10 protein-coding genes and 2 tRNA genes are annotated in these 13,973 nt (G+C 74.0%); 6 read left to right on the top strand and 6 right to left on the bottom strand.

Annotation, left to right across the window (positions count from 1 at the left end; genetic code table 11):
• Positions 1–31: 31 nt before the first annotated feature.
• The 5 genes from LPA27_RS16985 to LPA27_RS16965 all read right to left on the bottom strand — a co-directional run bounded on the left by LPA27_RS16985 (position 32) and on the right by LPA27_RS16965 (position 7,212).
• On the bottom strand, positions 32–1,927 hold the full coding sequence (locus LPA27_RS16985) for an IucA/IucC family protein (protein ID WP_228943195.1): 1,896 nt from the start codon (positions 1,925–1,927) through the stop codon (positions 32–34).
• Positions 1,924–2,475: a GNAT family N-acetyltransferase gene (locus tag LPA27_RS16980; protein WP_082499909.1), complete on the bottom strand. Its 552-nt coding sequence runs from the start codon at positions 2,473–2,475 to the stop codon at positions 1,924–1,926. Before LPA27_RS16980 ends, LPA27_RS16985 begins: the two co-directional genes overlap by 4 nt.
• Entirely contained in the window at positions 2,472–3,896 is a 1,425-nt protein-coding gene (locus LPA27_RS16975) for a lysine N(6)-hydroxylase/L-ornithine N(5)-oxygenase family protein (RefSeq protein WP_228943194.1), read from the bottom strand. The genes LPA27_RS16980 and LPA27_RS16975 overlap by 4 nt, the downstream gene beginning before the upstream one ends.
• Positions 3,893–5,365, bottom strand: a complete 1,473-nt coding sequence (locus tag LPA27_RS16970) for a pyridoxal phosphate-dependent decarboxylase family protein (protein WP_228943193.1) — start codon at positions 5,363–5,365, stop codon at positions 3,893–3,895. Before LPA27_RS16970 ends, LPA27_RS16975 begins: the two co-directional genes overlap by 4 nt.
• A gap of 977 nt (positions 5,366–6,342) precedes the next feature.
• Complete coding sequence (locus LPA27_RS16965) at positions 6,343–7,212, bottom strand: 3-methyladenine DNA glycosylase (RefSeq protein WP_228943192.1); 870 nt, start codon at positions 7,210–7,212, stop codon at positions 6,343–6,345.
• A gap of 118 nt (positions 7,213–7,330) precedes the next feature.
• Between LPA27_RS16965 and LPA27_RS16960 the strand changes: the two genes are divergently transcribed.
• The 5 genes from LPA27_RS16960 (at position 7,331) to LPA27_RS16940 (ending at position 10,915) form a co-directional block, all read left to right on the top strand.
• Complete coding sequence (locus LPA27_RS16960; RefSeq protein ID WP_228943191.1) at positions 7,331–8,140, top strand: fumarylacetoacetate hydrolase family protein; 810 nt, start codon at positions 7,331–7,333, stop codon at positions 8,138–8,140.
• A gap of 41 nt (positions 8,141–8,181) precedes the next feature.
• Positions 8,182–9,630, top strand: coding sequence for a glutamate--tRNA ligase (gene gltX, locus LPA27_RS16955; RefSeq protein WP_228943210.1), 1,449 nt, complete (start codon positions 8,182–8,184; stop codon positions 9,628–9,630).
• The gene (locus tag LPA27_RS16950) at positions 9,627–10,589 is read left to right on the top strand and encodes a CPBP family intramembrane glutamic endopeptidase (RefSeq protein WP_228943190.1); all 963 of its coding nucleotides are present in this window, start codon (positions 9,627–9,629) and stop codon (positions 10,587–10,589) included. The genes gltX and LPA27_RS16950 overlap by 4 nt, the downstream gene beginning before the upstream one ends.
• A 62-nt stretch (positions 10,590–10,651) precedes the next feature.
• A tRNA-Gln gene (locus LPA27_RS16945) sits at positions 10,652–10,723 on the top strand.
• Between the two features lie 119 nt (positions 10,724–10,842).
• A tRNA-Glu gene (locus LPA27_RS16940) sits at positions 10,843–10,915 on the top strand.
• Positions 10,916–10,986: 71 nt separating this feature from the next.
• Here the strand turns inward: LPA27_RS16940 and LPA27_RS16935 are convergent.
• Positions 10,987–12,222, bottom strand: a complete 1,236-nt coding sequence (locus tag LPA27_RS16935; protein ID WP_228943189.1) for an LCP family protein — start codon at positions 12,220–12,222, stop codon at positions 10,987–10,989.
• A 91-nt stretch (positions 12,223–12,313) separates the two neighbouring features.
• Here LPA27_RS16935 and LPA27_RS16930 point away from each other — a divergent pair.
• On the top strand, positions 12,314–13,973 hold a 1,660-nt coding region (locus LPA27_RS16930), incomplete at its 3' end, for an AlkA N-terminal domain-containing protein (RefSeq protein WP_228943188.1).

Raw genomic sequence — 13,973 nt, 5'->3', positions numbered from 1 at the left:
ACCATCCTCCCCGCCCGCGCCGGGCCCGCCCTCAGCGGGCCACGGGGTTGACCAGCTCCCCGGCGTAGAGCAGCGAGGAGGCCTGGTCGGCGAGGTCGACCATCTGCAGCGTGTTGCGCAGCTGGAGCCGGTTGAGGCAGGAGTGCCGGAAGGCGGGGCGACGCAGGTCGTAGGCAGCGACGGCGTCGGCGAGCTCCGGGTGCTCCTCGGCGTGCTGGTCGAGGCAGCGCGCGACCTCGGCCCAGAAGTCGTCCTGGTCGAGCACCCCGTCGACGTGCAGGATCGCGGCGAGGTGGCGCAGCACGCCGTCGAGGACGTCGGTGTGCAGCGCGAGCGCCTTGACGTCGGGCTCGACGTCGGCGCGCACCCGCTCCACCTCGGCCGGCAGCGGACGGTCGGGGTGCATGACCGCGACCTCCTCGCCGACGTCCTTCATCAGCGCCCGCACCGGCACGTGGTCGCGCAGCACGAGCACGAGGTTCTCCCCGTGCGGCATGAAGGCCAGGTCGTGGGCGAGCAGGCAGTGCACGAGCGGGCGCACGTAGGCGTGCAGGTAGCTGCGCAGCCACTCGCGCGCGTCCAGCGACGAGGCCTCGATCATCGCGGTGGCCAGCGCCCGCCCCTCGGCGTCGCGGTGCAGCAGCGAGGCCATGGTGGCCAGCCGCTCGCCGGGACCGGTCCGCGGCAGCGGGCTCTCGCGCCACAGCGCCGCGAGCATCTTGCGGTAGGGCGAGGTGGCGGTGTGGCGGTGGAAGGCGTCGCCGGTGTAGCCGACCGCCGCGCGCTCGCGCAGCACCGTGAAGCCGCAGCCGGCCAGCGTCGGGTCGCCGGCGACGAGGTCGGCCACCCAGTCGTTGACGGCGGGGGTGACGGCCATGTAGGCGGGGGAGAGCCCCCGCACGAAGCCCATGTTCTGGATGGCCAGGGCGGTCTTGACGTAGTGCCGCTCGGGGCGGTCGGTGTTGAAGAACGTGCGGATCGACTGCTGGGCCCGGTAGGCGTCGGGCCCCTCGCCGAGGTGCACGAGGTCGCGCCGGGCGAGGTCGGGGGCGAAGGTGACCGCGACCTTGCTGCGCCACTGCCAGGGGTGCAGCGGCAGGTAGGTGTAGTCGTCGGGGTCCAGGCCCAGCGCGAGCAGCCGCGCGGCGAAGCCCGCCCGCACCTCGGGGTCGAGCTCGCCGGCCCACAGCCGCTCCTCGCTGAGCCCGGCGCCCAGCGAGAGACGGGTGGCACTGCGCCGGGCGGCCAGCCACACCAGCCGCACCGCTCGCCCGGCCTCGGGGGCGTAGGCGGTGTAGTCGTCGAGGTCGAAGCCGATGCGCCCGTTGTTGGCCACGAAGCCGGGGTGGCCCTCGGTCATCGCCGCCTCGACCTCCTGGTAGTCGGCCCCGAGCAGCTCGGCCACCGGCACCCGGCGGTGCGCGAGCTTCCAGCAGGCCGCGGCCAGGGTGCTGGCGACCTCCTCGAGGTAGGTCGGCACCAGCGCGTCGGGGATGCCGAGCACGGGGGCGAGCTCGACGACGAGCTCCTGGGCGTCGAGGGGCGCGGGCTCGCCGTCCACGCGCCGCTCGAGGCTCTCCTCCTCGATCGCCCAGTGCTCCAGGGCCAGCCGCCGCGCCCGGAAGCGGTACGCCGCCCCGCGCCCGGTCTCCAGCAGCCAGGCCGCCGGGTCGGACGCCGCGGCCGCTTCCGGCGCGACGCCGGGCCCGGCCCCGGGGTCGGGCACGGGGGCGATGATCCGCTCGTGGGCGTACTCCGCGATCGCCTTGGCCACCAGGTGTCGCTGCGCGACGGCGAGGTGCTCCGGGGCGAGGTGGTCGGCGGGGTCGACGGCCCGCGGGGCCGGGCCCGTCGGGTCGGCGGCGTGCCCGGTGGGGTGCTCGCTCGGACGCTCGGACGGGTGCTCGGTGGGGTGGGTCAGCGTCATCGGGTGGTCTCCAGTCGGGAGAGGCGGGAGGCGGCGTGGGCCTCGCGGGTGCAGAAGGACAGGGCGGCGGTCTTGCCGGGCAGGGCGACGTGGCGGGCCACGACGAAGCCGGCCTCGGCGTTGAGCGCGGCGATGGCGTCGTTGCGCACGTCGGGCTCCACCACGACGCGGCGCACCGCGGGGTCGGCGAGGCAGTGGGCCATCACCGCGGCGAGGACCGCGCGGGTCAGCCCGGGGCGCGGTGACCCGGTGGGCGGGGCGACGAGCACGTGCATGCCCAGGTCGCCGGGCTCGAGCTCGGGCAGGTCGCGCAGGTGCGGGTCGGCGGCGGGGTCGTAGGTCTCGGCGAGGAAGGTCGGCTCCCCGTCGACGCGGCCCAGCCAGGCGTCGTGGGTGGGGGAGGCGGCGATGCCGACGTACTCGACGGCCACGTCGTCGTAGGTGGCGCCCTGCATCTGCCAGAAGGCCGAGCGCGGGTGGGTGACCCAGGCGTGGAGGAGCCGCAGGGTGGCGGGGTCGAGGGGCAGCGGGCCCAGGGTCGCCCTCACCGCGTCGCCCCCTGCCCGGCGGGGGCTCGGCGCAGGTGCTCGGGCACGCCGAAGCTCTGCACGGCCACCCGCTTCTCCAGGGGGTAGACCTCGCGGCCGGTGACGGCTGCGAGGATCGCGGAGCTGCGGTAGGCGCCCATGCCGAGGTCGGGGGCGACGAACCCGTGGGTGTGCTCCTCGCCGTTCTGCACGAAGACCTCGCGGCCGGTCCGGTCGACGGCGTAGCGGGAGTCGGCGAGGTAGCGGCCGCGCTCGTCGAGACGCAGCCGGTGGCGCACGGGGTCGAGGAAGTCCGGCACCGAGGCCTCGTAGCCGGTGGCGAGCACGAGGCCCTCGGTGCGCAGCCCGAAGTCCTCGCCGGTCTCGTCGTGGTGCAGGTCGAGGTCGTAGGCCTCGCCGTCCCAGCGGGCGCCGGTGAGGGTGGTGGCGCTCACCAGCGTGGTCCGCGGTCCGGCGCCCTGCACCCGCAGCCGGTAGTGCAGGTCGGAGATCTCGTCGACCAGGTCGCCGCTGATGCCCTTGTAGAGCGAGCGCTGCTCGCGCAGCAGCCGCTCGCGGGTGCCGGCGTCGAGGCCCTGGAAGTAGGCGGAGTACTCCGGCGAGGTCAGCTCGAGGGTGAGCTTGGTGTACTCCATGGGAAAGAAGCGCGGGCTGCGGGTCAGCCAGGTCAGCTCGTAGTCGTGCCCGGGCGACTCGGCCAGCAGGTCGCGGTAGATCTCGGCCGCGCTCTGCCCGCTCCCGACGATCGTGATCGAGCGCTGCCGCTGCAGCCGCTGCTTGTGCGGCAGGTAGTCGGCGGAGTGCAGCGCGGGCCCGCCGGCCGCGCGCACGCTGTCGAGCACGCGCGGGCGGGTGCCGACCCCGAGCACGAGGCGGCGCCCCAGCACGGTCCCGCCCGAGGCCGTCGTCACGACGTACGCCGCGCCCGCGGCCCCGTGGGGGTCGAGCCCCTCGTGCAGCCGGTCCCTCAGCCCCGGGTGGGCGTCGAGGTCGAGGTCGTCGGTGTGCTCGACGCGCACGACGGGGCAGCCGAAGCGCACCGAGGCGAGACCCTCGGCGGCCCAGCGGCAGTAGTCGTCGTACTCGCGGCGCAGCGGGTAGAACGACTCGCGCACGTAGAAGGGGTAGAGGTGCCCCGTCTGCTTGAGGAAGTTGAGGAATGACCACCGCGACGTCGGGTCGGCCATGGTGACCAGGTCGGCCAGGAACGGCACCTGGAGGGTCGCGTCGTCGAGCATCATGCCCGGGTGCCAGGCCAGCTCGTCGCGGGCCTCGAGGAAGACCGCGTCGAGGTCGTCGAGGGGGTCGGCGAGGCAGGCGAGGCCGAGGTTGAAGGGGCCCAGGCCGATGCCGACCAGGTCGTGCACCCGGCCGGTCGAGGGGGCGGCGGCGGTGGCGGAGGTGGAGGTGGAGGCGCTCACGCGGCCACCTCCCCGAGCAGCTCCTCGGCCAGGGCGACGCAGTGGTCCACGACGCCGAGCAGGTCCTCGGTGGTGGCCATCGGGTTGAGCAGGGTCAGCTTGAGCCAGCGCCGGCCCTCCAGGGTGGTGGCCGCGACCATGCCGAGGCCGCGCTCGTAGAGCGCCGAGCGCACCAGCGGCACCAGCCGGTCGGCGGAGTCCTCGTCGAGCCCCGGCGGGCGGTAGCGGAAGACCACCGTGCTCAGCTCCGGCACGGCCGCGAGCTCGACGCGGCGGTCGGCGGCCAGGTGCTCACCGACCTCGCGGGCCAGGCGGGTGACGGTGTCGACGTACTCCCCGATCACCTCCGGGCCCATCACGCGCAGCGTCAGCCACAGCTTGAGCGCGTCGAAGCGCCGGGTGGTCTGCAGGCTCTTGTCGACCTGGTTCGGGCTCGCCGCGCCGCCGGGGTCGCGGGGGTTGAGGTAGTCGGCGTGCCACGCCACGTGGCCCAGCGTGCGCGCGTCGCGCACGAGCACGGCGCTGGAGGAGACGGGCTGGAACCACGTCTTGTGGAAGTCGACGGTCACCGAGTCGGCCCGGTCGATCCCGTCGAGGCGCTCGCGCTGGGTGGGGGAGACCAGCAGCCCCCCGCCGTACGCCGCGTCCACGTGCAGCCAGCAGCCGTGCCGCTCGGTCAGGTCGGCCACCTGCGCCAGCGGGTCGATGGCGCCGAAGTCGGTCGTGCCGGCGGTGGCGACGACCGCCATCGCGGTGCGGCCCTCGGCCGCGACGGCGTCGAGGGCGTCCGCCAGGCGGGCGGGGTCGAGCCGGCGCCGGGCGTCGACCCCGACGGCCACGACCGCCTCGGCGGGCAGGCCGAGCAGACGGGCCGACTTCTGCACGCTGAAGTGCGCGTCGACCGAGGCCAGCACCCGCAGGTCGGCGAGCGCCGCCCCGGCGGCGAGGGCGCGGTCGCGGGCCAGGTGGAGGGCCTGGAGGTTGGACTGCGAGCCGCCGCTGGTGAAGATCCCGTCGGCGACCGTGCCGGCGCCGGCGCCGGTGACCCAGCCGATGCGCCCCGCGGTCCACGCCACCAGGTGGCGCTCGACGAAGGTGCCGGCGACGCTCTGGTCGAAGGTGTCGAGACTGGCGTTGACCCCGGAGACGAAGACCTCGGCCAGCAGGGCGGGGATCACGACGGGGCAGTTGAGGTGGGCGGCGTAGGTCGGCTCGTGGAACCACACCGTGTCGTCGAGCCACAGCCGACCCATCTCCTCCAGCGCCGCCGCCGGGTCCTCGAGGGGGGCGTCGAGGTCGACGTCGAGCACCGGCTTGGCCGCCTGTGCCGGGCCGACCCCGGTCGCCGGGCCGGACACCCGGGTCAGGGCGTCGGCGAGGTGGTCGACGCCGAGGCGCATCGAGGCGACGTAGGCGTCGGCGTGGTCGGGGTGGAACAGGTGCGCCAGGGCGCGAGGGGAGGGGGGCACCGGAGATCCTTCCGAGATCAGGTCAGGTAAGGCTCACCTTAGTTAGGTTGGCCTAAGTCTGCATCCGTGGTCTCGGAGGACGAACGTCGCCCCATGCCCCGGTGGTGGGGAAGGAGCCCTTCGAGACGTCGCTGCGCGCGCTCCCCAGGGACCACGCCGGCGACCGACGCCCCTGCGGGCCGTCACGGTGGTTGAGGAGGGAGCCCCTCGAGACGCTCGCTCCGCAGCGACCACGCCAGCGACCCGTCACGGTGGTTGAGGAGGGAGCGCCAGCGACCGTCTCGAAACCACCCACGCACGCGGTGGTCGAGGAGGGAGCCCCTCGGGGCGCTCGCTCCGCAGCGACCACGCCAGCGACCCGTTTCGGTGGTTGAGGAGGGAGCGCCAGCGACCGTCTCGAAACTACCCACCCGCGTGGTGGTCGAGGAGGGAGGCCCTCGAGACGCTCGCTCCGCAGGAGCCACGCCAGCGACCCGTCACGGTGGTTGAGGAGGGAGCGCCAGCGACCGTCTCGAAACCACCCACGCACGCGGTGGTCGAGGAGGGAGGCCCTCGAGACGCCTGCTCCGCAGGAACCACGTCAGCGACCGTGTCGACAGCAGCCGCAGGTATCGTCTCCCGCCACTGCGCGCGATCGGTCACCGCGAGCGCTGTCGACCCCACGACGCGGGGGCGCTTCGCGTCGCCGGCCGGGTCGCCCGAGAAGTGGCGGCGTACGACGGGTCGAGGACCGCCGCAGGTGTCGTCTCCCGCCACTCACCGACGCCGACCACCGGGCCGACCCACGCGCCGGTCACCGGGCCGACCCACGCGGCGGTCACCGGGCCGGTCACCGGGCTGGTCACCGGGCCGGTCGCAGGGTCGGGAACCCCGGTGCACCGGGGCCGTGCACCGCCTCCCGCGCGAGACGGTCGTCGCTGACGCTCCTCCCTGCTCGACCACCGCCGCCCACGCCGACCCGGCGACCGTCGGGGACCTCAGTCCCCGACGGCCAGGAGTCGCTCGACCTCGCCGAGCAGTCGCGCCCGCAGCGGCGCACCGCGCTCGCTGAAGCTGCGCTGCGCGGCGACGTAGGCGGCCTTGCCCTCGGCGGTCTCGATGCGCACGGGCTCGAAGCCGAGGTCGGCCAGGTCGTAGGGCGCGGCCCGCATGTCGAGCTCGCGGATGTCGCGGGCCAGCTCGAAGCAGTCGGCGACGAGGTCGGAGCAGATCATCGGCGTGAGTCGGAAGGCGTGCTTGTAGAGGTCCATCCCGGCGTGCAGGCAGCCGGGCTGCTCGAAGTCGGGCCGGTCGGCGGCGCTCGGCGCGAGGGTGTTGAGCGGGGTCGCGGTGGGGGTGAAGAAGCGGAAGGCGTCGAAGTGGGTGCAGGTGATGCGGTGCGACTCCACCACCGCGTCGGTGCCCTCGCGGCCCAGCCGCAGCGGCCAGTCGTGGCGGGTCTCGTCGGCGCGGTGCACCATCGCCCACTCGTGCAGCCCGAAGCAGCCGAAGGCGGCCGGCCGCGCCGCGGTCGCGGCCAGCAGGCGGCGCAGCGCCTCGAGCAGCGGGCGCTGGGCCGCCACGTGCTCCACGCCGACGGCCGGCGGGTCCCCGGCGTACCCCTTGAGCCCGGCGTACGCCGTGGCGTCGCCCCCGAGCGCGGCTCCGAAGCCGGGGTGCCAGCGGCGCAGCTGGGTAGGGCGCTGGGAGTAGTAGGTGAAGAGGAAGTCGTGCACGGGGTGCTTGACGCTGGCCCCGCGCCGCGCGAGGTGAGGGGCGAGGAAGGCGTCGACCCGCTCGGCGTGGGCGGCGGCCCGTGCGCGCCAGGTGTCCTCGTCGAGCACGAGCGGCTGCGCGGTCGGGGTCACCGTGTGGATTATCCGCGGCTCGTCGTCGAGGGCCCAGTCGAGGAGGCCGGTCGAGGGGGCCGGTCGAGGGGGCGCCTCGGGTTCGGCCCCGCGCGGCCCGCCTCGCTAGGGTCGAGGGGTGCGCATCGCGAGATTCACCACCGGCGAAGACCCTCTCTACGGCGTCGTGACGGGGGAGGTGGACGAGTTCGGTCAGCCCGACGAGGACAGCGTCGTCGTGGCCCTGGCCGGCGACCCGCTCTACGTCGGCGTCAAGCTGCTCGACCAGGAGCACAAGCTCTCCGACGTGCGCCTGCTCGCGCCGGTGCTGCCGCGCAGCAAGGTCGTCGGCATCGGGCGCAACTACGCCGCCCACGCCGCCGAGCTGGGCCACGACCTGCCCGAGGAGCCGCTGATGTTCCTCAAGCCCAACACCAGCGTGGTGGGCCCGGGCGACCCGATCTTCTACCCCCGCCAGACCCGTGAGCTGCACTACGAGGGCGAGCTGGCCGTGGTCATCGGCCGCATCTGCCGCGACGTGCCGCCCGAGCAGGCCACCGACGTCATCCACGGCTACACCATCGCCAACGACGTGACCGCGCGCGACCTGCAGCGCTCCGACGTGCAGTTCACCCGCGCGAAGGGCTTCGACTCCTTCTGCCCGCTGGGGCCGTGGATCGAGACCGACCTCGACCCGCAGCACTTCAAGGACGGGGTGTCGGTGCGGACCTTCCTCAACGGCGAGACCGTCCAGGACGGCTCGACCGCCGACATGATCTTCGACATCCCCGCGCTGGTGGCCCACGTCTCCAGCGTCATGACGCTGCTCCCGGGCGACGTCATCCTCACCGGCACCCCCGAGGGCGTCGGTCCGATGGAGGTGGGCGACGAGGTGGAGATCTCGATCGCCGGCCTCGGCACCCTCACGAACAAGGTGGCACAGCGTTGAGCACCACGACCCCCGGCACCGACCGTCCCGTCCGCGTGCGGATGGCCCCGAGCCCCACCGGCAGCCCGCACGTCGGCCTGGTCCGCACCGCGCTCTACAACTGGGCCTTCGCGCGCCACCACGGCGGCACGTTCGTCTTCCGCATCGAGGACACCGACACCGCCCGCAACACCCAGGAGTCCTACGACGCCCTCGTGGACCTCTTCCACTGGCTCGGCCTGGGCTGGGACGAGGGGCCCGAGGTCGGCGGCGACCACGGGCCCTACCTGCAGTCGCAGCGCGGTCACCTCTACGTCGACGCCCTGGCGCGCCTGGCCGAGGCCGGGCACACCTACCGCTGCTTCTGCACCACCGAGGAGATCGACGCGCGTCGCAAGGCGTCGGGCTCGAAGATCCTGGGCTACGACCGCTTCTGCCGCGACCTGACCGCCGAGCAGGTCGCGGCCTTCGAGGCCGAGGGCCGCTCGGCCGTCGTGCGCTTCAAGATGCCCGACGGCGAGATCGCCTTCGACGACCTCGTGCGCGGCACGATCACCTTCCACTCCGACCACGTGCCCGACTACGCGCTGGCCCGCGCCAACGGCGACCCGCTCTACACGCTGGTCAACCCCGTCGACGACGCGCTCATGGAGATCACCCACGTGCTGCGCGGCGAGGACCTGCTCTCCAGCACCCCGCGCCAGATCGCGCTCTACGCCGCCCTGGCCGACGTCGGCATCGGCACGGGCGCGCCGTACTTTGGCCACCTGCCCTACGTCATGGGCCAGGGCAACAAGAAGCTCAGCAAGCGCGACCCCGAGGCCAACGCCCTGGGCTACCGCGAGGCCGGCTTCCTGCCCGAGGGCCTGCTCAACTACGTCGCCCTCCTCGGCTGGGCGATCGCCGCCGACCGTGACGTCTTCACGCTGGAGGAGATGGTCGAGGCCTTCGAGATCGGCGACGTCAACCCCAACCCGGCCCGCTTCGACCTCAAGAAGGCCGACGCGATCAACAGCTCCCACATGCGGCTGCTCTCCACCGAGGACATCGCCCACCGCGCGCTGCCCTTCCTCAAGGCCGCCGGCGTCGTGTCCGACCCGGTGGGCGACGCCGACGCGCAGCTGCTCGAGCTGGCGATGCCGCTGGTCGCCGAGCGGATCAACAAGCTCACCGAGGCCGTCGACATGCTCGGCTTCCTCTTCGTCGAGGAGGCCGAGTTCACCCGCGACCCCGCCGACGTCGAGAAGCTGGTGGCCACCGACGACGGCCGCGCGGTCGTGCAGGCCTCCCACGACGCCCTGGCCGGTCTGGAGCAGTGGTCGACGGCCGCCATCCAGGAGGCGCTGCAGGCGCGCCTGGTCGACCAGATGGGCCTCAAGCCCCGCCACGCCTTCGGGCCGGTGCGCGTCGCGGTGACCGGCCGCAGGGTCTCCCCGCCGCTCTTCGAGAGCCTCGAGCTGCTCGGTCGCGAGCGCGGCCTGGCCCGCCTGGAGGGGGCACTGGGCGCGTGAGCGACCACGCCCCCGCCCGTACGCCGGAGCCGCTGGAGTACCAGCGGCTGCTGCGCGCCGGTCGGCCGGGGGCGTGGCGCCCCCTCGTCGGCGTGGTGGCCCTGGTGGCCCTCGTGCTGCTGGCCCAGGTGGTCGTCGTCTCGGTGCTCAGCGTCTACCTGCTGCTCACCGGCGTCGACGGCGCCGAGGCCTCGAGACGACTGTCGGGCGCCGACGAGGTCACCCCGGTCTTCCTCGCCGTGGTCAACCTCGGGTGGGCCGCGGCGATCCCGGCGACGTGGCTGGTGCTGTGGAGCGTGCACCGGCTGCGGCCGGGCTGGCTGGCCTCGGTGCGTCCGCGCATCCGGTGGCGCTGGTTCGCCACCTGCCTGGGGCTGGCGCTGCTGGCACTCGTGGCGACCCTGGTGGTCTCGGCCGTGCTGCCCGCCCAGGGCGAGAGCACGCAGGTCAGCGGGCAGGTCAACGACTTCTCGCGCACCACCCGCGACTTCCTGCTGGTGATCGTGCTGCTGACCCCGCTGCAGGCGGCGGGGGAGGAGTACGCGTTCCGCGGCTACCTCACCCAGGTCTGCGGCGGGCTCGTGCGCCAGCGCTGGGTCGCCGTCGTCGTGCCGGCGCTGCTGTTCGCCCTGGCCCACGGGCTGGGCCAGGACCTGCCGATCTTCTTCGACCGCTTCGCCTTCGGCCTGGTCGCGGGCGCCCTGGTGGTGCTCACCGGCGGGCTCGAGGCGGGCATCGCGATGCACGTGCTCAACAACTTCTTCGCCTACGGCCTGGCCCTGGCCTTCGGCGACATGACCTCCGCGCTCAACCCCACCGGCGGGAGCTGGTGGAGCATCCCCGTGACGCTCACGCAGTCGCTGGTCTTCCTCGCGCTGACCCTCGCCGTGGCCCGCCGGCAGGGCGTCGAGCGGGTCTCCGGACGCCTCGACTTGGTCGGCTCCAGACGTCCCGTGTAATGTTTTGTCCGGCCCGGAGACGGGCCGAGCAGCAGGTCCGACGAACTCGGGTCGACTGCGATTGGGATATGGTGTAATTGGCAACACGACTGGTTCTGGTCCAGTTATTCTAGGTTCGAGTCCTAGTATCCCAGCTGACAACCGGCAGGATCGCGGCCGCGAGGCCGCGATTTTGTGCGAGACGAGAGCTTCGGCTAACGTTCCGCGAGTTGTCAGGGAGACGCCGCGAGGCAGATCCCAGCAGCACCGCAAGGCCCCCGTTGTGTAGCGGCCTAGCACGCCGCCCTCTCACGGCGGTAGCGCCGGTTCGAATCCGGTCGGGGGTACAAGCAGACGAAGGCCCGGCTCCTCGGAGCCGGGCCTTCGTCGTTCCCGGACGGGTCCGTCCGTGGTGCCCTCAGGCGCAGAGCCCGGCGGCCGCGGCCTCCTCGGCGTCCTGCTCCGAGGCCCCGCCGCCGTCGACCGGGTCGGCTGCGGAGATGGCGCCCCCGCGGAACTCCCGGCCCAGCGACTCGTCGGCCTTGATCCGCTTCCACAGCGCGTCGGCCTCCGCGGTCCAGACAAGACGGTTGGGATCGGGCTCGTAGGCCTCGAACGGCACGCTGATGAAGCGGATCTTGGTCAGGCCGGTGTCGCGGAACTGGCGGGCCAGCTGGGTCAGGTCGCGCAGGCTGTCGATCTGGTCGTCGACCTCGATGGAGTCGGTGGCGGCCTTGAGGAACTGGTAGACGCGGTCGACGCGGGTGAGGGTGCCGGCGGAGAAGACCTTGTTGACCATGGAGGCGATGAAGGCCTGCTGGCGCTTCATCCGGCCGATGTCGCCGGTCGACGACAGCACCGTGCGCTCACGCACGTAGTTGAGGGCCTGCTGGCCCTCGAGCTCTTGGACGCCGGCGTCGAAGTAGATGTCGTGCTCGGGGTCGTCGACGTCCTTGGGGATGCAGACCTCCACCCCGTCGACGGCGTCGACCATGTCCTTGAAGCCGTTGAAGTCGAGGACCACGAAGTGGTCGATGTAGATGCCCGTGAGCTGCTCGACGGTCTGCACGGTGCACAGCGGGCCGCCCACGGCGAAGGCGGTGTTGAACATCGCCGCCTCGGCGCCGGGGATCTCCTCGCCGTCGACGCGGCACGCGGGGCGGTCCACGATCGCGTCGCGGGGCAGGCTCACGCCGTAGGCCTCCTGGCGGTCGGCCGAGACGTGCACCAGGATCGTGGTGTCGGCGCGCTGGCCGCCGCCGGTGAGCCCGTCGATGTCGTTGCCCTCGCCGTCGCGGTTGTCGGAGCCCATCACCAGGATGTTGAGCGGCTCCAGCGGGGCTTCGTCGGCGACGTCCTCCTTCTCCACGACGTGGGGGATGGCGCTGCCGGCCGCGATGTTGTCGTCGAGGCGCTGGTAGGCCAGGGTCACCGCGGCGGCGGTCAGCAGGGCCAGGCACAGCTGGGTGGTCAGCACGACCCGCAGGACCGTGCGCCGGTGGCGACGCGCCATCGTGCGGTGGCCCCCTCCAGCGGCTGCGGCGCCGGTGCGGGTGCGGCCCGGGCGGCGACGCCGCCCGCGACGCGGCGCCGTCTGGGAGGGCGCCTCGGCCGCGGGGTCGGAGCCCGCGGGCGGTGTCGTGTCGTGATTCACCCCACCATCGTCGCAGGCCCCTGCACGGGCGGGCTCCCGCCGTGTCCGATTCCCGCCGGTCCGGCCACCGGGCATCGGCCATGATGAGCACGTGACCCCGCCCAGCGACCTCGACCCCGCGTCCTGCTACGGCGCGGTGAAGTCACGCGACCGCCGCTTCGACGGGATGTTCTGGACCGCGGTGCGCACCACCGGCATCTACTGCCGTCCCTCCTGCCCCGCCCGCACCCCGGCGCCGGGCAACGTCACCTTCCACCGCAGTGCGGCCTCGGCCCAGGCCGCCGGCTACCGCGCCTGCAAGCGGTGCCTGCCCGACGCGGTGCCGGGCAGCCCGCAGTGGGACGTCGCCGCCGACGTCGCCGGGCGGGCCATGCGGCTGATCTCCGACGGCGTCGTCGACAGGGAGGGCGTCGAGGGTCTCGCCGCCCGCCTGGGCTACACCCCGCGCCACCTGACCCGTCTGCTCACCGCCGAGCTCGGCGCCGGCCCGCTGGCCCTCGCCCGGGCACGGCGGGCGCAGACCGCGCGGGTGCTGGTGGAGACCACCGACCTCGGGCTGGCCGACGTCGCCTTCGCCGCCGGCTTCTCCAGCGTGCGGCAGTTCAACGACACGGTGCGCGCGGTCTACGCCGCGACCCCGTCGCAGCTGCGCGGTGCGGGCCGACGTGCCGGCGGCGCGGGCGGCGCGGGCGGTGCGGGCCGTGCGGGAGACGTGGGCGGGGCGGGCGGCGTGGAGGGCGGGGACCCGTCCGGCTCGCGGGGCGCGGACGACCCGGTGGCCCTCGCGGTCGTGGGGCTGCGGCTCGCCGTACGCACGCCCTTCGCGGGCCAGGCGCTGCTGGCCTTCCTGGCCTACCACCTCGTGCCGGGCGTCGAGGTCTCCGGGCCGGGGTGGTACGCCCGCACGCTCGACCTGCCCCATGGCCACGGCACGCTGCGCCTCGACCTCGACCCGGCCCTCGACGCCGCGCCGGCGGGGGAGACCGTGCTCGTGCCGGTGACCCTCGCCCTCAGCGACCTGCGCGACACGACCGCCGCCCTCGAGCGGGCCCGCCGGCTCGTCGACGCCGACTGCGACCCGCTGCCGGTCGCCGAGCACCTGGCCGAGGACCCCGTGCTGGGCCCCCTGGTGCGGGCCACGCCGGGTCTGCGGGTGCCCGGGCAGGTGGACGGCCCGGAGACCGCGATCCGCACCGTGATCGGCCAGCAGGTCAGCGTGACCGGCGCGCGCACCGTCACCGGTCGCGTCGTGGCCGAGCACGGACGCGTCGTGCGCACCTCGACCCCGGGGCTGACCCACCTCTTCCCCAGCTCCGCGGCGCTCGCCGCCGCCGACCCCGAGACGCTCCCGATGCCGCGCGCCCGCGGCCGGGCCCTCGTCGCCCTCGCCGGCGCCCTGGCCTCGGGCCACCTCGCGCTGGACCGCGGCACCGCGCGGGCCGAGGTCTGGAAAGCGATGGTGGCGCTGCCCGGCATCGGTCCCTGGACCGCCGACTACGTCGCCATGCGCGCCCTGGGCGACCCCGACGTCTTCCTGCCCACCGACCTCGGCGTCCGCAACGCGCTGCGGCGTCTGGGCCACGACCCGGTCGCCACGATCGAGGCGGCCGAGCGGTGGCGGCCCTGGCGCTCCTACGCGCTGATGTACCTGTGGGACACCCTCATGCCGCCGGCCGCATCCGCCCCTCCGGCGGACGCCCGCGCCGCCGCCGTCACCACGGGCGCCGCGAGCCGGGCCGCGAGCCGGGCCG

The sequence above is a fragment of the Nocardioides sp. Leaf374 genome (assembly GCF_916862475.1).
In the GTDB taxonomy this organism is placed as follows: Bacteria; Actinomycetota; Actinomycetes; order Propionibacteriales; family Nocardioidaceae; genus Nocardioides; species Nocardioides kribbensis.
Note: the sequence above shows the minus strand (reverse complement) of the source record. Positions and strands in the feature narration are given on the sequence as shown.